This is a genomic window from Bacillus sp. ISL-78, from assembly GCF_018613455.1.
Lineage (GTDB): Bacteria > Bacillota > Bacilli > Bacillales > DSM-1321 > Peribacillus > Peribacillus frigoritolerans.
Genome location: NZ_JAGGQC010000008.1, coordinates 158,476 through 179,491 on the forward strand (window position 1 = coordinate 158,476; position 21,016 = coordinate 179,491).

Here is a 21,016-nt window from a genome sequence, read left to right on the forward strand (position 1 = left end):
TAAATTATTGAAGATTAAAATGATAAAAAAAGAAACATCATTGGAAATCACAGTGTTTCCACGATGTTTCTTTTTTTATTTAAGCATATTTCTATGGTGTGAAAATACCAATTGAGCATGTAAAAATTTAATCTAAAATCGTAGGTTCTGCCTAATAAGACTTGTTTGTAGTTTTCAGCGGGATTAGAATGGAGATGAGATGAAAGGGCTTTCGAAAAGATCAGGGATCCCTTTTCTATTCATATTTATTCATTAGGTGAATAACAGCAGAAATGAGGTGATGATGTGGAAATTCACTTGGTGGCAAAAGATGAGATTGAGGCTCAAGGAATTCGTTGGATAGTAGAGTCCCACCTAACGGGAGTTAGACTGATCTTATGGAGAACGATTGAAGAATTCGAAAAGGGCATACGCAATCAGCAACCTGAATTCGTTATTTTGGATATGGATATTTGGACGGATGAAAGTGAGGCGATGGGTGTTTCGTTAAAGCGGAGGGGAATTCGATGGTTAGGGATTTCATCTGAGCGAATCTTTCAAACGGCTTATCGAGCCTTACGTTTTCGTGCTGAAGATGTTTTATTCCGTCCTTTTTCTTCGGCGGATTTGGTAAAACATATCCAACAATTACGTTTTCAATTAAGAAATGGTCCAGGTGTTATCTCGTCAAACACCATGGATGATGAGAATGCTCTGGATATTGGGTATCCAGATTTCTTCTTGACAGACCGGAAGCATGAAAGTCGAATAACCATGGTCGCTTTTTTGACACCTGATAACAAGACCCTTCCATTGGTTTATGATGAACTGCAACGATATTCTTTTACTGGGAAGAATCAAATCTTCGCTTTATCGGATTTTATTTTATGTGTCCAGGAAACGAAGGAAATGGAGATATATAAGGAAGAGTATCAGGCTTTCCTTGCCCATTGGAAAGAAAGAATGGATGAGCCCCTTGCCATTATAATAAAGGCGGCAACTTCAGATGAGTCTTTAAAAAGGATGTATCAGCAAACTCGTGAATTTACGAGACAAATCTTTTTTGATGGATATGATATCATCTTAGCCGAAAGTCAACAGACTTCGCCTCAAGAGATGGATCCCTTCCTCACTCCTCTTGAACAAAGACTATGGATAGAAATGTTAGAACGACGGGATGCGAAGGCCATCAGGAACTGGATTGAACGTGAATTCCTTACCTTCGAACGACCATACCCCGACCCGGAAATCGTTCGTATCCGCCTTACAAGCGTACTCGCACAGATTCGCAGGCATATGAAATCATACAACTTGCAAAATGCTTCCCTGGAAGCCATATACTATGATGTATTTCAGCAAATTGTACATAAACCTGTCATTCATCAAATAGTGAAAGAGCTGCATGCGTTCACCACCCATATGCTTATGCAGGATCATGGACAATTACAAGAAGGGGCACGCACAATCAGCGAAAAGGCAAGGGAGCTGATCGAGTCCAACTATTGGGACGCCCAGTGGAATCTAGCGAGTTGTGCCGATACTCTGCGGATCAATAAAAGCACACTCAGCCGTCGTTTTGCCGCTGAATCCGGCGAGTCTTTTCGAAATACGCTCCATCAAGTTCGAATTAGGGAAGCTAAACGTTTATTAAAGGAAACGGATTTATCATTAGAGGAAATCTCACAATTGGCCGGCTATTCACATCAAACCTATTTCAATGCAAAATTCAAATTGCTTGAAGATTGTACACCATCAGCATATAGGTCTGGCTTATAAAAAGGACGATTCAATAAATGAATCGTCCTTTTTTATTTATTTCATAACAATGTAATTAATGAGATTATTCATAAAATAATAAAGTTAACTACAAAATGTTGAAATAAATTATAAAATAATCATTAAAATATAATTAATTATTCTGAATTTTTCTTATAGAATGAATATATAACAAAAACAAGGGGGAAATGAAAATGAACACGATTACAAATAAGGTTATCCGTTATACTGGAACAGAATTGCATACTAAAGGATGGCAACAAGAAGCAGTGCTTAGAATGCTTATGAATAATTTGGATCCTGAAGTTGCTGAACGTCCAGAAGATTTGGTGGTATACGGAGGGATAGGGAAAGCAGCTCGTAACTGGGAATGCTTTGATGCAATCGTCAAATCACTAAAAGAGCTAGAAGAAGATGAAACTTTACTTGTCCAATCAGGGAAACCGGTGGCCATTTTTAAAACGCATTCGGATGCACCACGTGTCCTGCTTGCCAATTCAAATATCGTCCCTGCATACGCGAACTGGGAAACATTCCATGAACTTGATAAAAAGGGATTGATGATGTATGGGCAGATGACAGCAGGCAGCTGGATATATATCGGATCTCAAGGGATCGTTCAAGGTACATACGAGACCTTTGCCGAGCTTGCAAAACAACATTTCAATAACTCGTTAAAAGGCACCATCACTCTTACGGCAGGTTTAGGCGGAATGGGAGGGGCACAGCCGCTGGCAGTTACGATGAACGGTGGGGTCTGTATCGGGATCGATGTAGATGAGACAAGAATTGACAGGAGGATCGAGACTCGTTATACCGATGTGAAAACGGATTCATTGGATGAAGCCATTCGTTTAGCGAATGAAGCTAAACTTGCAGGGAAAGCATTATCGATTGGTTTGATTGGGAATGCTTCAGATATTCTTCCGGAAATGATCGCAAGGAACTTCATTCCTGATGTCTTGACGGATCAAACTTCGGCCCATGATCCGCTAAATGGATATACTCCTTCAGGCCTGTCAATGGTGGAGGCTGCAGAATTACGGAATGCAAATCCAGAAGAGTATATTAAACTCTCTAAAGCTTCAATGGCCAAACATGTAAGGGCGATGCTTGAAATGATGGAAAAAGGAGCTGTGACGTTTGATTATGGCAACAATATCCGTCAAGTTGCGAAAGATGAAGGGGTAGAGAATGCTTTTGACTTCCCGGGCTTCGTTCCAGCTTATATCCGTCCACAATTCTGTGAAGGGAAAGGTCCATTCCGTTGGGTCGCTTTATCTGGGGATCCAGAAGATATTTATAAAACAGACCAAGCCATTTTACGTGAATTCGCTGATAATGAACATCTATGTAACTGGATTAGAATGGCTCAAGACAAAATCCAGTTCCAAGGTCTTCCTTCCCGTATTTGCTGGCTTGGTTATGGGGAGCGCGCCCGTTTTGGTAAAATCCTCAATGATATGGTTGCAAGCGGTGAATTGAAGGCACCGATCGTAATTGGGCGTGACCATTTGGATTCAGGCTCTGTCGCTTCGCCGAATCGTGAAACGGAAGCCATGAAGGATGGTTCCGATGTAGTGGCTGACTGGCCGATCTTAAATGCAATGGTGAATGCTGTGGGCGGTGCAACCTGGGTTTCCGTACATCATGGTGGCGGCGTAGGAATGGGTTACTCCATGCATGCAGGCGTTGTAATTGTGGCAGATGGCACAAAAGAAGCAGCAGCCAGGATTGAGCGAGTGCTGACAACGGACCCTGGGATGGGTGTAGTGCGCCATGTTGACGCAGGATATGAACTTGCAGAGGAAACAGCACGTGAAAGAGGTATTAATATCCCGATGCTTGGTAAAGGAATTGATAAAAAATGACAAAGCCAATTTGGATAAAACATGCCACTCAACTTGCCACCCTTACCTCTGAAAGGAAAGGTCCGCGTTCCAAAGAGGCAATGTCGGAGCTTGGTTTGATAGAGGATGGAAGTATATGGATGGAGTCAGGGGTGATCCAAGCTGTCGGGACAACCAAGGAATTGGAAAAACTCTATGCTGATAGAATGCATGAAGCTGAAATCTTTGATGCAACTGGCCATTTGGTGACACCTGGGTTAGTTGATCCACATACGCATGTTGTGTATGGCGGGAGCCGTGAGCGTGAATTTGAAATGCGACTTGAAGGCGCAACATATATGGACATCATGAACGCAGGTGGGGGCATTCATGCTACCACCCGCATGACAAGGGAAGCAAGTGAAGAAGAATTGATGGAGCAAACCACGCGACGACTTGATTCGTTTCTCGCTCATGGAGTGACTACAGTAGAAGGTAAAAGCGGCTATGGAATGAATTTGGAAACCGAATTAAAGCAATTGCGGGTGATGAAGAAGCTACAGGAAGAGCATCCGATTGATCTGGTTCCTACTTTTATGGGAGCCCATGCGGTTCCAAAGGATTATAAAGGCCGCGAGGATGAATTTGTCGATCATCTGATTAATGATATGCTTCCAATCGTCTCTGAAGAAAAGCTTGCAGAATTCAATGATGTCTTTTGTGAAAAGGGGGTTTTTACCCCTGAACAATCAGAGCGGATCTTAAAGGCCGGGAAAAAGTACGGCTTGATCCCTAAAATTCATGCTGATGAAATTGAGCCATACGGTGGAGCTGAATTAGCTGCCAAGATAGGAGCCATTTCGGCTGAGCATTTGTTAAAAGCTTCCGATGAGGGGATTACTGCTATGGCGAAGTCAGGTACGATTGCTTGCTTGCTTCCAGCCACCGCCTTGTATTTACGGGAAGAAGCGGCCCCTGGACGACGAATGGTTGATGAAGGTGTGGCTGTTGCCATTTCGACTGATTGCAATCCCGGATCTTCACCGACGACATCCATGCCGCTTGTCATGAATCTGGCATGCATTTCGATGAGGCTTACCCCTGCAGAAGCTCTTACGGCAGCGACATACAATGCTGCTTGTGCAATCAACAGGCAAGAAAGGGTCGGTTCCCTTGAAGTCGGTAAACAAGCGGATGTCGTATTATGGAATGTTGAAAACTATCAGGAGTTGCAATATTTATTTGGGGTCAATCACGTTAAGTCTGTATGGAAAAATGGTGTGCAAGTAGTGAATGATAAAGTGAAGACGGATACAAAAAGCCTGACTGGTCTATAAAATTCACTAATAGAAGAGAGTCTGTACCCATCGAACCATAATTAGGTTGACCGGATCTCTCATGAAACGCCCATTTAATGAACTTTAATCTATGTATCAGGAGCCTCTTTATATCCGTTGGAATTTTGGCGGATGTAAAAAGGCTTTGATACGTACAACATGATCTAACAGTATTACGATTGTCAAAGCAAGAGATGGATCTGGTATTTCAGCTGCACTGGTATACATGCTTCTACCCATGGTGGAATACCTGCTATAAGGGTTTTTTTAATATTTTACTAGAATTTGGCCAGTATCCGATTGTCATGCAAATTGATTTTTTCTGTCTTGATTCGAGCTTCTCTATGGGGGGGCGAAACAGTCAAGACCAGGGCATTCATGGCTGCAATTTATTACAGGCTGCATAATGCAGACTAAATTCAGGGTTTTAAGATTACTGTTTTTTTATGTTTAAAATCAGTCAGTATTGCTGCTCTCTAACAAACATCAAGGAGTGATTACATGTTGAGAAATAACTATCGTTATTTTATCATTTTTATGATTATTGTTATTACAATCATAAATTATATTGATAGAGGTGCACTTTCATATGCCCAAGCTGAAATAATCAAGGAGTTCAATTTAGATCCAGTAAGTTGGGGAGCGATCCTGGGGTATTTTGGATATGGTTATATATTCGGTGCACTATTTGGTGGTGCTTTAGCAGATAAGAAAGGTCCCAAATTCATGTGGATCATTGCCGGAACTACATGGTCTTTTTTTGAAATTGGGACAATCTTCGCAGGTCACATAGGTGCAGCATTATTTGGAGGCTCTGCCTTGGCAGGATTTGCGGTGTTTCGTGTTTTATTTGGTTTAGCTGAAGGACCTACCTTATCAACGATGAACCGAACGATGGCAAACTGGGTATCTCCTAAAGAAAAAGGGTTTGCTGTAGCACTTGGATTAGTTGGAACGCCAATTGGAGCATTAATTACTGCACCCATCGTAGTAGGCCTTCTAACATTCACTAACTGGAAAGTAACATTTGTTATTCTCGGAATATTAGGCTTTATTTGGGTAGCAATCTGGAACAAAGTATTTACAAACTTACCTGAAGATCATCCAAGAGTCTCGAAAACCGAACTTGAAGAAATTCGAAGAGCAGATATTTTAATAAAAGGTGAGACGAAATTAGACGAACAAATAAATGTACCATGGTACCATTTCTTTAAAAACCCTACGTTAGTATTTAATGCAATTGGATACTTTGCCTTTTTATATGTAAATATTTTATTACTTACATGGACCCCAAAATATCTGCAAGATGAATTTAATTATTCACTTTCTTCACTTTCATATATTGGTATGATTCCCTGGGTAGGAGCTATTATCACTGGATTATTAGGTGGTAAAATCTCGGATATATTACGCAGGAAAACAGGGAATTTACGTATTGCCAGATCTTGGTTCACAGTAGTCTCCTTATTTTGTACTGCTGTATGTTTTATGTTGATTCCGACTGTCGAGAGTGCGGCGGCCGTACTTGCTTTAATGTGTATAGGAAATGCCTTTAATTATTTACCTAACTCCATTTATTGGATAGTGGTTCTGGATACAGAACCGAATAAAGCTGGAACATTTGGCGGGGTAACTCATTTCATTGCCAATCTGGCTACCATTATTGCCCCTACCTTAACTGGAAGTCTTGTCGCCATATATGGATATAATGCCATGTTTATTGCAGCATCAATAGCCGTCACGATTGGCATGATAGCCATGGTTTTCGTGAAGCCTGGCAAACAAGGTAACTCATCGGAAACCACCAATAATATGGTTAGCTAAGATAAGGCATAAATGGATGTATATTGATTACGGATTATGTATTTCACTTTCAGAAGAAGTTTACAAGAGGAGCATCCGATTGATCTAGTTCCTACTTTTATGAGAGCCCATGCGGTTCCAAAGGATAATAATGGGCGTGAGCAAGAATTTGTCGAGTAAAAACCCTCTTTAACGCCATTTTTGAAGAGTGATTCTAAAAACTGGCCTTTAAGAATCACTAAAAAAGATCAGGCCTTGACCTTCAGTCAATATCTACCCATTTCAGCAGATGAATTGGGCTTTTACAAGTATTTATCCATATGTAATGGTGTTGAATAGTAGGATGGTGGTTTATCATCCTACCCATTGGCAGCCTTAAAAACTTTACTGCTTTACAGTGAAATTAGATGAAAGTGTATTAAGGGAAATGTGGAAATGAATCTCCATATGGAGGGAATTTTATGTGGGTAATCACTATCCATTCGAAAAATGGCATAAAAATGTTTGAGTTTAGCAAGAAAAGGAAGCAAGGGATAAATTTGAGGTAATGGAAGGCTGTAAAATCCTTAGTCAAGTCATTTATTTCAATGATAAACAATTGATTGAATCTTAAACTATATTTTCATATATTAGATAGAAATTGAAAGGCAGAATGATTTGATATAGTTTATAAAAAGAGTATATTTCATAATATTCTTTGCTCAATTTTTTTATAGTATTAAGCTTAATCGTTCCAGTCAATTTCTTCGCCACTCACGGCGTGTTACAGTTCTAGTGTTTTTTTGAATCAATATATCTGATAAATCAAAAAATGGAGGAGATTCTTTGAACGAACAAAAATTCACGATTGACGATGCCCCATTTAATAGGTTTCATTTTCGAATTGCAGGACTCACATTCGGTTCCAGCTTTTGTGATGGCTATTCTCTAGGGATCATTGCGATGGCCCTGACAGTATTCGGGCCTCAGATGAATATGAATTCATTGTGGACAGGGCTGATCGGCAGCTCTGCTTTAATCGGCCTGTTTGCGGGATCTTTAATACTTGGAAGACTTTCTGACCGTGTAGGCAGACAGAAAATCTTTCTCGTAAACTTTTTACTCATCACGGTTGCTACCATTTTACAATTTTTTGTTAGCAGCCCGGAAGAGCTTTTTATTTTACGGTTGCTGATTGGTTTTGGACTTGGAGGGGATTACGCTGTAGGTACGACTTTGCTTGCCGAGTTTTCTCCCAAAAAGTATCGCTCCTCGCTCCTCGCGTCTATAAACGTGGTGTGGACGCTTGGATATGTTGCATCCAACTTTGTTGGTCATTACTTGGGCCAAGTTGGTTCAGACTCATGGCGTTGGATGCTTGTCAGCGCAGCCATTCCGGCAATTGTGGTTTTAATCTTAAGAATAGGGACGCCTGAATCACCAAGGTGGCTTGTCAGCATGGGGCGTGTCGAAGAAGCTCGCCAGATCGTAAAAAAACACCTTGGATCGAACGTTGAAATGGGAGAAACGACGACTGGCACGGAAAATCAAAAGACACTGGGATTTCGTGGGCTTTTCAGTAAAAGGCTCCGTAAGCGTTTGGCTTTTGGGGGAATATTCAAATTGACTCTTGTTATTCCATACTTTGCCATTTACACTTTCCTTCCTTCCATACTTGGTACAATGGGTTTTGAACAGAACTTTTTTGCCGATACCATGTTAAATCTATTCTTGCTTGTTGGGGCAATTGCGGGCCTATGGCTGCTTGCAAAATTTTCTCGTAGAGGATTTACCATCGGGGCTTTCACGATCCTTACCGTTTCATTGTTTTCACTCAGCTTCTTGCACAATGGTTCTCAATTCTTAATGTTGTTAGCCTTCTTGATCTTTACTTTTTTCATGTCAGCAGCATCGAACCTTACACTAGTATACCCAGCAGAGCTTTTTCCAACTGAAATCCGCGGCTCGGGAATAGGGATGGTTACGGCAATTAGTCGGATTGGTTCTGCGATTGGAACATTTCTGCTGCCTGTATCTTTAAGTTCATTCGGATTAAGTGCCTCAATGGCAGGAATGGCAGCCATTCTGCTGGTGGGCCTGATCGTATCGATCGCCTGGGCTCCTGAAACGAAGAATCTTTCATTACATGAAGCAAGTGACCCATTGTTAGAAACGGAGAATTCTCCGAAGGTAACCGAAATTCCCTTTACAGAAAATGAAAAAATAACATAAGATTAACTTCCAGCAATTAAATGAGAAGGACCAAAACTTTTTTCTCCTTCTAGATAATTCATAGGAGAGGAGCTGTATAAGGATGACAACTGCCGATTGTTTACAACCGAAGGATATCAAAGAGGTTGTACTAGGTGATGGTGAAATCTCAATCGAAGAGGTAATTGCGGTTGCAAGATATGGGGCGATGGTTTCCTTTACACAAACATATTGTGATAGGGTGAATAAATCACGTAGCTTAATAGACAAGTTTTTAGATGAAAATCGATTGATTTATGGTGTAACTACGGGTTTTGGCAGTAATATGACCGAGGTGATTTCTCCAAAGGACGCCGAAACCCTTCAACGGAATATTGTTCGTTCACATGCCGTTTCTGTTGGGGAAACTCTTGAAAAAGAAGTCGTAAGGGCCATTCAATTGATGATACTAGTGAATTTAGGCCAAGGGTATTCAGGAGTTCGTTTACAGGTATTAAATCTAATTGCTTCACTATTAAATCACGATATCATTCCGTTTGTTCCAGGTGATGGGTCAGTGGGTTATCTTTCTCCTGAAGCCCACATGGCCTTAGTGGTGATGGGTGAGGGGAAGGCATGGTATGAAGATGAGCTCATGCCTGGCATGGAAGCTTTGGGGAAAGCGGGATTAGCACCTGTTACGTTGGGTGCTAAAGAAGGTTTGGCACTTACAAGCGGGACTACTTCCGTCACCGCCATGGCTGTCCTTGCTTTATACAATAGCATGCAGGCGGCGAAAACCGCTGACATTACGGGAGCTATGTCCTTAGAAGTGCTGAAAGGTACTATAAAAGCATTTGATCCCCGTCCCCACTCATTGAAAAAACATGAGGAACAGGCCAAGACAGCCAGAAATGTATCAAGGGTTCTTGAAGGCAGCCAAATCATTGATACATACAAGGAACACAGATTACAAGATGCACTTAACTTACGATGCATTCCACAAGTCCATGGAGCCATAAAAAAAGTATTGAAAGACGCTGCTGTATCAATCGAGAATGAAATGAACTCCGTAAGTGACAATCCTCTGATTTTTCCGGAAGAGGAAGATGGAATTGGCATGATGGCTGGGAATTTTGATGGTTCATTTGTTGGGATTTATGCGGATGCGATATCCATAGCGTTAGCAAACTTAGCAAAAATAACAGAACGCAGAATAGATCGCCTTGTAAACCATCACCTTAGTGAATTACCTAATTTCTTAGTGGTCAATCCAGGTTTGAATAGTGGCTACATGATTCCGCAATATACAGCTGCCGGGCTATTGAATGAAATCAGGGTGCTCTCGCATCCAGCCACTATAGATAATATCCCAACATGTGCAAATCAAGAAGACGTAATAAGTTTTGCCTATTTTGCTTCGAGGAAAGCCTATCGGATTTCGAAGAAACTTGAATATATATTAGCCATTGAACTGATGACGGCAACGCAAGCAATGGATTTTCATCTGCCTTTGAAACCGTCACCGGTTACGGAGGGGGTATATCATTTAGTTCGGAGCGAAGTCCCTATGGTAGAAAAAGACCGCTTTTTCCATCCTGACATTGAGGCGATATATAGGCAAATTCATGAAGGGGAAATAGTGAAGTTCGTTGAAACGGCGATCGGGGAAATAGAGTTCTAAAACCATGTGGAAGCTGTTTTACTTTATTTTATAAGTAAAATGGCTTCCTTTTTTTAAAATGAAGGACCATATTTAAAGGAGGAGGGATGAAACATGCATTATGATGTAATTGTAATTGGAGCTGGATCCATGGGAATGTCTTCAGGTTATTATCTATCAAAAAATGGACAAAAAGTATTATTATTGGATTCCTTTGCCCCTCCTCATAATAAGGGCAGCCATCATGGGGAAACAAGAATTATTAGGCATGCTTATGGTGAAGGCAGGGAGTATGTTTCTTTGGCACTTAAATCACAAAAGCTTTGGGGTGAATTGGAAAGAATTTCGGGTCAACAAGTATTTCTTCCAACGGGTGTCCTGAATGCTGGAAGCCAAAATTCCAATTTCATTAAGCAAGTGATAGCGGGTTCAAACGAATATGGGTTACCTATGGAAATCTTGGATTACCATGAAATTCATGATAGATGGCCTGGAATAACACTGCCGGAAGACTACATTGGATGCTATGAATCGACTTCGGGCGTGTTGAAAAGTGAAGAGTGCTTAAGGGCGTATCAACAACTTGCGAAATCCCATGGTGCGGACTTCATTGTAAACAGTGAAGTAAGGAAGATAGTTGCTCATAGTAACGGGGTCACGGTTATAACGGATGAACAGACATTCCACTCGGAATCTTTAGTGGTTGCAGTTGGGGCGTGGGCACCGAAAATATTGGCGATGTTGGATTTGAATCTCCCGCTGGAACCCATCAGAAAAACATTTGCTTGGTTTCATGCAAATGAAAAATTATATAATCATAATGATTTTCCGGCTTTCACTTTTGATACTTCAGTTGGTACATACTATGGCTTTCCTAGTATAAATGGTTCTGGACTGAAAATAGGGAGACATGATGGAGGAAAGAGGATCAATCCTGATGGCTGTATCAAAGGTTTTGGTGAAATGGATGAGGATGAGGGTGATTTGATGAGGTTTTTAGGGCAATATATGCCTGCTGATCAAAAAATGAAATATGGGAAAACTTGCATCTACACCATGACCCCTGATGAGCATTTTATAGTGGATAAACATCCTTATTATCCACATATTGCTATAGCGGCAGGTTTCTCTGGACACGGTTTTAAATTCAGCAGTGTCATGGGAGAAATTTTGAGTGACTTGATTATCTCCGGTACGACCAAGGAAGATATTTCATTGTTTTCGATTAACCGGTTTTGAATTAATACTCTAAACTTAAAAGCTGTAATCATGGCCGTTGCTCCCTTTCATAGGAAACAACGGCTTTTTTTAACAAACTGCAATGTTAGGTTTTCTAACAAAATATTGTCGAAATAATTAAAATATGCTAGAATTAGAATATTCCGAAATATGAAACCGAGGTTCCGAATTTCGGAATTATGCATTTGGATGATTGAAAGAGTACTTACATATTTTTATAGGTTTACTAAAATTTCCGTAATTTAAGGAGAGGGTAGTATGAACACGGTTGATTTGAATTGTGATTTAGGAGAAAGTTTTGGCGCTTACCGGATGGGTAATGATCAAGAAATTTTAGATTATGTAACATCTGTCAATGTAGCATGTGGATTCCACGCTGGTGATCCGACAGTCATGAGAAAAACGGTTCAGCTTGCTTTAGGGAAAAATATCAAAATCGGAGCCCACCCAGGTTTACAGGATTTAATAGGATTTGGCAGACGCAATATGAATATTTCACCACAGGAAGCTTATGATATTGTCGTCTATCAAATTGGAGCATTAAATGGCTTCCTGCAATCCGAAGGCGGAAGTATGCAGCATGTGAAACCACATGGGGCATTGTACAATATGGCCGCAAAGAACAAGGAGTTATCCATGGCCATTGCCGAAGCGGTGTATAAAGTGAATCCCGAGCTTATCTTATTTGGTTTGTCGGGCAGTGAATTAATACGCGCCGGACAGGCTATCGGATTGCAAACAGGGAGTGAAGTATTTGCCGATCGTACCTACCAACATGATGGTTCTTTGACTTCCCGATTGAAAAAGGACGCACTGATTGAAAACGATGATGTTGCCGTTGCCCAAGTCATTCGCATGGTGAAGGAAGGGAAGGTACTGTCCCAGCAAGGCACAGATGTGGCATTAAAAGCAGATACCATTTGTATTCACGGGGACGGGGCACATGCTTTATCCTTTGCACGGCATGTTAGGGAATCTTTGCAATTATCTGAAATAACAGTCAAGTCCTTTTCTTGAAAAAAACTAAACAATCAGGAGGAAGATTCCATTGAAGCCAATCAAAAATACAACAGCACAGAAACAGAATTTGACTAAGCCAAAAACGAACCGCACTTTATTGTTAGGTGCAGCATTCCTAATGGCAACATCGGCAATAGGACCAGGTTTTTTAATGCAAACGACCGTTTATACCCAAAGCCTTGCAGCAAGTTTCGGTTTTGTTATCCTTATTTCGGTCATTCTTGATATATTTGCCCAAACAAATGTATGGCGGATTATTGCTGTATCCGAAAAGCGGGGTCAAGAGATTGCAAACATGGTCCTTCCTGGACTGGGTTATGTACTGGCAGCATTGATCGTCATGGGCGGGCTGGCATTTAATATTGGAAATATCGCAGGAGCCGGTTTAGGTCTAAATGCGATGACGGGAATATCACCAACTACGGGGGCGGCAATAAGCGCAGTCATCGCCGTATTGATTTTTGTAGTGAAAGAAGCAGGAAAAGCGATGGACCGCTTTACGCAAATCGCCGGATTTTTTATGATTTGTTTGATGATTTACGTTGCTTGGACAACCTCTCCTCCTGTAGGGGAAGCGGTAGTGAAGACCTTTGCCCCTGATAAAATCGATATCATCGCGATCGTTACATTAGTGGGCGGATCTGTTGGCGGCTATATTACTTTTGCAGGAGGCCATCGTCTATTGGATGCAGGCGTGAAAGGCGTAGACTCATTGCCACAGGTCACGAAGAGTTCGGTAATGGGGATCCTGATAACGACGGTCATGCGCGTTGCCTTATTTCTGGCGGTACTTGGTGTTGTATCGAAAGGTTTACAAATTAATCCGGATAACCCTGCAGCATCCGTTTTTCAACTCGCTGCAGGTGATATAGGATATAAAATCTTCGGTGTCGTCATGTGGGCTGCCGCGATCACGTCTGTTGTTGGTGCGGCATATACTTCGGTTTCATTTATCAGAACTTTCAGCGAAAAGATAAATAATAAGGCAAACTGGATAATCATTGGCTTTATAGCCTTATCAACCATTTGCTTTCTATTGATTGGTCAACCGGTTAAAGTACTGCTTGTAGTTGGGGCCATTAACGGACTGATTTTACCGATTGCTCTTGGTACATTGCTAATTGCCGCATATAGGAAAAACATCGTGGGTGAATATAAGCATCCGTTATGGTTAACGATTTCCGGTGTATTCGTGGTAGTCATCATGGCGTTAATGGGTGTATATACATTAATGAAACAACTGCCCGCACTTTTTTAATGATTAATGAAAATCCAATAAATAAAGGTGGAAGTGGCGTGCCAGTTTATCAATGGCTGCCAGTTTGCAATAGGAGATGAATACGAATGATCGACCTTTCTCAAGCTACCCCGGCTGAGTTGCGTTCAATGATCCGAAACAACGAATTGATAAAGCCGACAGCCGGCATGGCTAACGGTTATGCACAAGCGAACTTAGCCATCTTAAAAAAAGAGCATGCTTTTGATTTCTTATTATTCTGTCAGCGTAACCCTAAATCCTGTCCATTGCTGGACGTTACGGAAATTGGTTCACCCATTCCCGTGTTTGCGGCAAAGTCTGGGGATATTCGCACTGATATTCCTAAATATAGGGTCTATAAATATGGAGAATTAATGGAAGAAGTAACGGATATCTCAAACTACTGGGAAGATGATATGGTTGGATTTCTAATCGGGTGCAGCTTTACATTCGAACACGCCCTTTTAAATAATGATATATCGATTCGTCATATTGAAGAGGGATCCAATGTACCAATGTATAAAACCAATATCCCTTGTATTGAAGCAGGGATTTTTCATGGGAAAATGGTGGCTAGCATGAGGCCGATTCCACAAAAGGATGTGGTGAGGGCAGCTCAAGTGACATCGCGGTTTCCGGCCGTTCATGGCGCTCCAATCCATATTGGCGACCCTGAAGCGATCGGTGTTTACAGCATTCAGCATCCGGATTTTGGTGATCCAGTAACGATTCGTGAAGGGGAAGTCCCAGTATTTTGGGCATGTGGTGTAACACCTCAATCCATTGCTATGGAAACTAAACCGGAGATCATGATCACGCATGCACCTGGACATATGTTCATAACGGACATTCGTGATGAAAAATTAGGAGTTTTATAACTGACAGAAAGAGATGATTCCTATGCCGGAAAAGCTTTTGAAAAAAACTGCATGTACACTTTCTCCATTAGGCGATTCCGCAATCGTGATAACATTCGGGAATGGAATGGAATACAGCGTTCACAAAAAAATAAAATTGTTAAAGGATTTGCTGGAAGATGAACCTTTTGCAGGGTTTATAGAATGTGTACCGGCTTATACCAATTTGACGGTTTTTTATGATCCACTCGTTATTTATAAGGAACAAAATAAAAGTAATGGTAATGAAACCATATCTCCCTTTGAAGTGGTCCGTTCCATCTTGGAAATGAAATTACAGGATTTAAAAGAAGATAAAAATCTGGTACATCGAACGGTTACCATTCCCGTGTGCTATGGGAATGGATATGGACCCGATTTGGAATATGTTGCACGCTATAATGATTTGACTACTGATGAAGTCATTCATATTCATTCAACCGGTGAATATTTAGCTTATATGATTGGGTTCGCACCGGGTTTCCCGTTTCTTGGCGGACTTTCAGAGAACATCGCGACACCTAGGCGTTCCTCTCCCCGAATGACCATTCCGGCAGGGGCAGTAGGGATTGCGGGTATGCAAACGGGAGTATATCCCATATCAACGCCTGGTGGATGGCAATTGATCGGACAAACGCCAACCAAACTATTTTTACCAAATGTAAATCCTCCAAGTCTATTACAAGCAGGGGACATTGTGAAGTTCCATCCGATTACGGATCAAGAATATAAAGAAATGATTCTTAAGGAGGGGGTACAGTGAGCCTGCGCGTAATCAAACCGGGATTATTGACCAGTATACAGGATCTTGGAAGAAAAGGATTCAAGCAACATGGGGTGATTGTAAGCGGGGCGATGGATGCACATTCTTTACGAATTGCCAATATGTTGGTTGGCAATGAAGAAGGAGAAGCGGCCTTGGAAATTACATTAATGGGCCCGACCATTAAAGTAGAGAAAAATTGCCTGATTTCGATAACAGGTGGGAATTTATCACCTACACTTGATAATAAGGTGGTACCGATGTGGAAGCCGATTCTTGTGAAAAATGGATCGATTCTTCGGTTTGAAGGGTGTAAATCAGGTTGCAGGGCGTACTTAACTGTAGCGGGAGGCTTTGCTATTCCTGAAATTATGGAGAGTAAAAGCACATATCTAAGGGCTGGGATCGGCGGCTATATGGGGAGGGCATTAAAGGCTGACGATGTCTTGGAGTTTAATGAACCTTCGAAGAATCTTGATGATCGAACGTTCAAAGGTTCATTTTCCTTCCCAAAGTGGTTTGTCAATGAGAAGGAGTTCATGCCAGGAGGAAAACCTCTCATCCGTTTCATCGATGGAAGCCAATATGAATATTTCACAGATTCAAGTAAAGATAGTTTTGTAGAGGGAGTATTTAAAGTATCCAATCAATCCGACCGCATGGGATATAGAATATCGGGCCCTTCACTGAAATTAAAGGAAAATGGGGAGTTATTATCCGAAGCGGTCACAAATGGGTCCGTTCAGGTTCCGCCAGATGGAAATCCGATCATCCTCCTTTCAGATAGCCAAACAACGGGCGGATATCCTAAGATAGCTCAGGTGATTACGGCGGATTTACCAATTATCGCTCAGGTTAAACCAGGGGAATCGATTCAGTTCTCACGAGTGAACTTAAATGAGGCTGAACAGCTGTTCCTTCAAAAAGAACGGCAATTGAGGGAATTGAAAGTTTCGATTTCATTGGCCCTGAACAAATGGCTGGATATATAATCGCTTATTAAAAGAACGCAAACGATGAGAAAGTACTCTTAAAGAGTGCTTTCTTTTTTTTTTCGCGCTAAAATATATATTTTATTGAAGGCATTATATCCTTTCATCCATATTTTATAATAGAATGATAGTTAAGGAAAACATGTATCATGAAAGGAGACATAGTATGCAGGCACATAACAAAACGGTCGTGAAATCCATGCAAATCCTAACCCTTTTCATAAATCATCCAAAACTGACCTTTAATGAAATGATGGAACTTTCCAATTTGCCGAAAACGTCGTTACACCGTATGGTGGGATCTTTGGAGGAAATGGGGTTTCTAACAAAGGACAATGATGGGCACTATTCACTTGGATTGATATTCCTGCAGTTTGGTCAACTGGTAGGGGAGCGTTTGGATATCAGGTCAATCTCCTATCCGATCATGAAAGACCTACGGGATGATGTTGAAGAAGCAGTGAATTTAATTGTGAGGGATAAGGATGAAGCGATGTATATTGAAAAGGTGGACACCCTGCAACCTGTTCGACTTTATACATCCATTGGAAGGCGTTCGCCATTGTACGCTGGCGATTCTCGAATCATCCTAGCATTTTTGCCTCAAGAAGAGCGTGAAAATTATTTGGAAAACATCCAATTAAAACCAATCGCCATGGGAACGATTACGGATAAAACTATACTCCGTCATGCAATGGATGAAGCGAGATCGAATGGTTACACGATAACTTCATCAGAACTTGAGGATTATACAAAAGCGGTGAGTGCACCGATACTCAATGGTAAAGGTGAAATAGTGGCTGGTATTAGTGTCGCTGGGATTGAAGCAAGATTTCAGGATGATCGCTTGCCTGTATTGATTGACAAAGTAACGAAAGCTGCAAAAGCCATTTCCGTGAAACTTGGTCCTTAAACATATTAATGAAAATAGAAAAATCATTTCATTTTCGGAATATATTTTTCTGAAATAAGATAACTTACATAAGATAGTGGATTCCTGCATACTACAAATAGGAAGTAAAGCCACCTCTTATGGTGGTTTTTTTGTCATGTTGGCATGCCCAGCTGAACCAAAACGAAAGGGTGAACCATTAGGGGTTCACCTTTTCCTATATCGTAATACTTTATCGCAAGTTTGTTAGTCAGCCATTAAATACGCACATAGTGTGATTGATTTATATTTCTAGGCACCCCAATATCAGCCATTGTAAGTAAACCTGGTTTACGGAGTGCATCAATTTGCTTAGCGGTATTGATGATCATTGCTGCGGTTGCAGTATCTCCAAAAATGCCGTTTGGAACAATCAGCCTTTGAGTTTCGTTCCCCTCAATAACGATTTCATCTTCCTGTTTAATATCTGCAGACATCGTTAAATCCAAGGAAATTTCCTTTCCAGCCACAGTCTTGCCTGTGGAAATTTGATGAAGCCCCATAACATCCCCTCGTTTTAAGGTAGTTAGCGGAACGGTCATATTTTCGCTTGCAATCGTTGGTTCAATGGTATTGACAACACTTGAAAGTTTCCAATTCAGCCCATAAGCGATTAACCTTACAGACTCCTCAAGACCTACATGCCCAATTTCATTCCGTTGGGCTAAAAATTCAAACTCTTCTCTGGTCATCCCTATTCCGACCTTTTTTTGTAAAGGGAGGCGCCTTTTCGAAACATCAACTTTACGAATGACCTTAATTTGGTTAACTGTGGTCAATACTGTTGTAAAAGAAATGGCCATAGTATCCATGATGTACCCTGGATTGATTCCGGTCCCGATGACACTAAGTCCTTTTGCTTTAGCATAATCATCTATTTCCTTTGAAAGTAAAGGGTAGCGATGCCAAGGGAAGGAAAGCTGTTCACAGGTGGAAACCACTGAAAAACCGTGATCTATCAGCTCTTTGATTTGGGGCCATACTTGTTGTGCATTGGAACCGGTTGCATGTAGGGCGATAGGGTGGTCAGCTTCAGTATTTACTTCCTGGATATGAGGAACTACACACTTGTTCGTTTCCTTTTCATTGATGAGGAAGCCAATATCCATCCCTACCTTTTCGGGATCAATATCGACAACACCGATAATCGATTGAGGATTCGTTTGATAAGCACTGCGAAGAATTTCAATTCCGATGGGACCGAGCCCGAATACTGCGAATTCAGAGTATTGGATAGTCATTCATCTCTCATCCTTTCAAATAACGTATAACAAAATGCTAACATTGAGTGAAAAATAATAAAAATAGTTAATTTTTATATATTTATAAAGAATCGTTATAAAAGGGACGACGGCAACCGAATGATCATTCTTCAATGTTGAGTTTACCTGTCTAAGGAATAGTTGGTTGGCGGTTCATGAATTGTATGCCTCATTCACCTCAAGCGGCAGCATAAGTTGGGGTGATGGACAGAAAACCCCATACTATTCCAGGTTAAAACTCTTTACTTGAACGGAAATAGACTTAGTAGCGCTTCAGTCCCATGATGGACATTTTATTGTTGCAGATAATGAAGTTTCAAATAATTATGGAGTTGCATTACCTTAGGTACTAGGATTTGCAGAAACGTTATTTGGTTTTAGGTGATCGATGGGTAAGGTATTGTTTCAGGTTGTTTTCATCGAAACAATCCCTTATTTAGTTTTGTATATAAAACTAGTTTTTCTGTGGAAAATATTATTCTGAATATTATTGACTATTAAGAAAATTCAATATAACATTAAATATCGGTAACAATGTTTTTTATACGAAACGATAGTTACTGCTATCTTTTGAAAGAGGGAGTTGGTGAAGTTTGATAGCATGATAGCCATTTTGTATCGAAAATCATGAAAGCGCATTCAAATGAGCCTGTTATAAGGGGGAAATAACATGTTACAAGGTCAAAAAAGATGGTTGTACATTGCGATTCCTATTTTTTTCTTCTGGTTTTTCGGTCAGATTGATAAAGTAGGTATCTCTGTTATCCAAACCGATCCGGGATTTTTAAGTGATCTTGGTCTGACTGGCCCCGATAAAAATGCGAAAATTGGCTTGATCTCCTTTATATTCATGATTTCATACTCCTGTTCCAACATTTTTTGGGGTGTTATTATCGACAAGTTAGGGGCGCGGAAAACAGCGGTTTTAGGTTTACTGGTATGGACTGCGACAATGGTCATGGGAGGGCTGTCCACTTCATACGAAATGTTTTTAATTAGTAGGGTCATCCTCGGAATCGGGGAAGGCATGATGATCCCGATATCGGGTAAATTCATATCGAATTGGTTTAATAAACTAGAGCTTGGCAGGGCACAGTCATTTTGGATTACTGGAAACTACCTTGGCCCGGCAGTAGGTACCGTTATGCTCATCCTCATTATTTCAACATTTCATTGGCAGGCCGCGTTCTTTGCTCTCGCTGCCTTTAACTTGTTTATAAATATTCCAATGTTCCTGTATTTGGCTCGTAATACGCCAGAAGAACATCCACGCATGAGTAAAGAGGAAGTCTCTTATATTCGCCAAAAGGACGAAGCGCATGATGTGCAGTTGAAGCAATTCTTCGCAAAGGATTATCGTTATTGGATTGTCTGGTTTGGCAATTTGATGTCGTCCTTTCTTTTCTTTGGAATCAGTATTTGGCTTCCTACCTATCTCGTGGAGGCCAAAGGCTTTGAAAGAGATGCAATGACTGGGATTACCTCATTATCATGGCTATTCGCGCTTGGATTTGTCCTGGCTGGCGGATTTCTGGCGGACAAAACGAAACGCCCGAGTTTGCTTGCGACGATTCTTTTCATACTAACAGCTGTATTTTTGACAATCGCCGTTCTTGCACCTAGTCCTATTATGGCCGGGGTTTCAATGGGGCTCGCCATGGGAACTCAGGGTGGAATGTTTCATCTAACCAATTTCTTCATCATCAAATTTTCAACACCTGAAACAGCGGGACGTGCGGCCGGTTTAATGGGATTCACGAATATTATGGGTGGATTTTCAAGTTATATCATGGGGTGGAGCCGCGATATGTCGGGCGGTGATTTTGGTCCCTCCATTGCGATGCTTATTGTAGCAGCCACTCTGGGGTTTGTCGCGTACTTGTTTATGATTAAACAAGAAGTTGCCGAATATCACCTAAGTAATACGACAGGAAACAAAGTAACTTTATAGAGAGCGAAAAAAAGTAATATCATACGTTTTTTAAAAGGGTATCTCAGTAAGAAGGGACGCTAGATTCTTACTGAGAACCACAATAAATCTTGAATACTCAGTGACGTGTACACAGGAATAAGGATGACCATAGCTTGATATAGACAAG

Annotated in this window: 16 protein-coding genes; 14 read left to right on the forward strand and 2 right to left on the reverse strand. The window is 41.0% G+C overall.

All coding sequences use genetic code 11. From position 1 onward, the window contains the following. The first annotated feature begins 285 nt into the window (after positions 1–285). The 3 genes from J7I96_RS10615 to hutI all read left to right on the forward strand — a co-directional run bounded on the left by J7I96_RS10615 (position 286) and on the right by hutI (position 4,921). On the forward strand, positions 286–1,755 hold the full coding sequence (locus tag J7I96_RS10615) for a helix-turn-helix transcriptional regulator (protein WP_214767816.1): 1,470 nt from the start codon (positions 286–288) through the stop codon (positions 1,753–1,755). Between the two features lie 194 nt (positions 1,756–1,949). Further along, positions 1,950–3,626 (forward strand): urocanate hydratase, encoded by a 1,677-nt coding sequence (hutU, locus tag J7I96_RS10620; protein ID WP_053534747.1) that lies wholly within the window; start codon positions 1,950–1,952, stop codon positions 3,624–3,626. After that, complete coding sequence (hutI, locus tag J7I96_RS10625; protein WP_214767819.1) at positions 3,623–4,921, forward strand: imidazolonepropionase; 1,299 nt, start codon at positions 3,623–3,625, stop codon at positions 4,919–4,921. The genes hutU and hutI overlap by 4 nt, the downstream gene beginning before the upstream one ends. 108 nt (positions 4,922–5,029) lie before the next feature. Here hutI and J7I96_RS28405 read toward each other — a convergent pair whose 3' ends face one another. After that, positions 5,030–5,161, reverse strand: coding sequence for a hypothetical protein (locus J7I96_RS28405; protein WP_285289394.1), 132 nt, complete (start codon positions 5,159–5,161; stop codon positions 5,030–5,032). Between the two features lie 261 nt (positions 5,162–5,422). Here J7I96_RS28405 and J7I96_RS10630 point away from each other — a divergent pair, with 261 nt between their 5' ends. The 10 genes from J7I96_RS10630 to J7I96_RS10675 all read left to right on the forward strand — a co-directional run bounded on the left by J7I96_RS10630 (position 5,423) and on the right by J7I96_RS10675 (position 17,637). Continuing rightward, a complete protein-coding gene (locus J7I96_RS10630; protein ID WP_057275972.1) occupies positions 5,423–6,745 on the forward strand; it encodes an MFS transporter in 1,323 nt (440 codons plus the stop codon). An 804-nt stretch (positions 6,746–7,549) separates the two neighbouring features. Further along, a complete protein-coding gene (locus J7I96_RS10635) occupies positions 7,550–8,935 on the forward strand; it encodes an MFS transporter (protein WP_214767822.1) in 1,386 nt (461 codons plus the stop codon). A gap of 82 nt (positions 8,936–9,017) precedes the next feature. Further along, a complete protein-coding gene (gene hutH, locus J7I96_RS10640) occupies positions 9,018–10,577 on the forward strand; it encodes a histidine ammonia-lyase (RefSeq protein WP_214923854.1) in 1,560 nt (519 codons plus the stop codon). A gap of 93 nt (positions 10,578–10,670) precedes the next feature. Next, positions 10,671–11,795, forward strand: coding sequence for an N-methyl-L-tryptophan oxidase (gene solA / locus J7I96_RS10645; RefSeq protein ID WP_214923851.1), 1,125 nt, complete (start codon positions 10,671–10,673; stop codon positions 11,793–11,795). 258 nt (positions 11,796–12,053) lie between these two features. Further along, positions 12,054–12,812 (forward strand): 5-oxoprolinase subunit PxpA, encoded by a 759-nt coding sequence (pxpA, locus tag J7I96_RS10650; protein WP_214767845.1) that lies wholly within the window; start codon positions 12,054–12,056, stop codon positions 12,810–12,812. A 121-nt stretch (positions 12,813–12,933) separates the two neighbouring features. Continuing rightward, on the forward strand, positions 12,934–14,073 hold the full coding sequence (locus J7I96_RS10655; RefSeq protein WP_214768380.1) for an NRAMP family divalent metal transporter: 1,140 nt from the start codon (positions 12,934–12,936) through the stop codon (positions 14,071–14,073). Positions 14,074–14,159: 86 nt separating this feature from the next. After that, positions 14,160–14,951, forward strand: a complete 792-nt coding sequence (locus tag J7I96_RS10660) for a putative hydro-lyase (RefSeq protein WP_214767848.1) — start codon at positions 14,160–14,162, stop codon at positions 14,949–14,951. 22 nt (positions 14,952–14,973) lie between these two features. Next, positions 14,974–15,732, forward strand: coding sequence for a 5-oxoprolinase subunit PxpB (gene pxpB, locus J7I96_RS10665; protein ID WP_214767863.1), 759 nt, complete (start codon positions 14,974–14,976; stop codon positions 15,730–15,732). After that, positions 15,729–16,724, forward strand: a complete 996-nt coding sequence (locus J7I96_RS10670) for a 5-oxoprolinase subunit C family protein (RefSeq protein ID WP_311315211.1) — start codon at positions 15,729–15,731, stop codon at positions 16,722–16,724. Before pxpB ends, J7I96_RS10670 begins: the two co-directional genes overlap by 4 nt. A 166-nt stretch (positions 16,725–16,890) precedes the next feature. Continuing rightward, the gene (locus tag J7I96_RS10675) at positions 16,891–17,637 is read left to right on the forward strand and encodes an IclR family transcriptional regulator (RefSeq protein WP_214767866.1); all 747 of its coding nucleotides are present in this window, start codon (positions 16,891–16,893) and stop codon (positions 17,635–17,637) included. A gap of 236 nt (positions 17,638–17,873) precedes the next feature. Here the strand turns inward: J7I96_RS10675 and J7I96_RS10680 are convergent, their stop codons facing one another. Then, a complete protein-coding gene (locus J7I96_RS10680; RefSeq protein ID WP_214767869.1) occupies positions 17,874–18,896 on the reverse strand; it encodes a hypothetical protein in 1,023 nt (340 codons plus the stop codon). A gap of 691 nt (positions 18,897–19,587) precedes the next feature. Between J7I96_RS10680 and J7I96_RS10685 the strand changes: the two genes are divergently transcribed. Beyond that, on the forward strand, positions 19,588–20,868 hold the full coding sequence (locus J7I96_RS10685; protein WP_214767872.1) for an MFS transporter: 1,281 nt from the start codon (positions 19,588–19,590) through the stop codon (positions 20,866–20,868). Positions 20,869–21,016 lie beyond the last annotated feature (148 nt).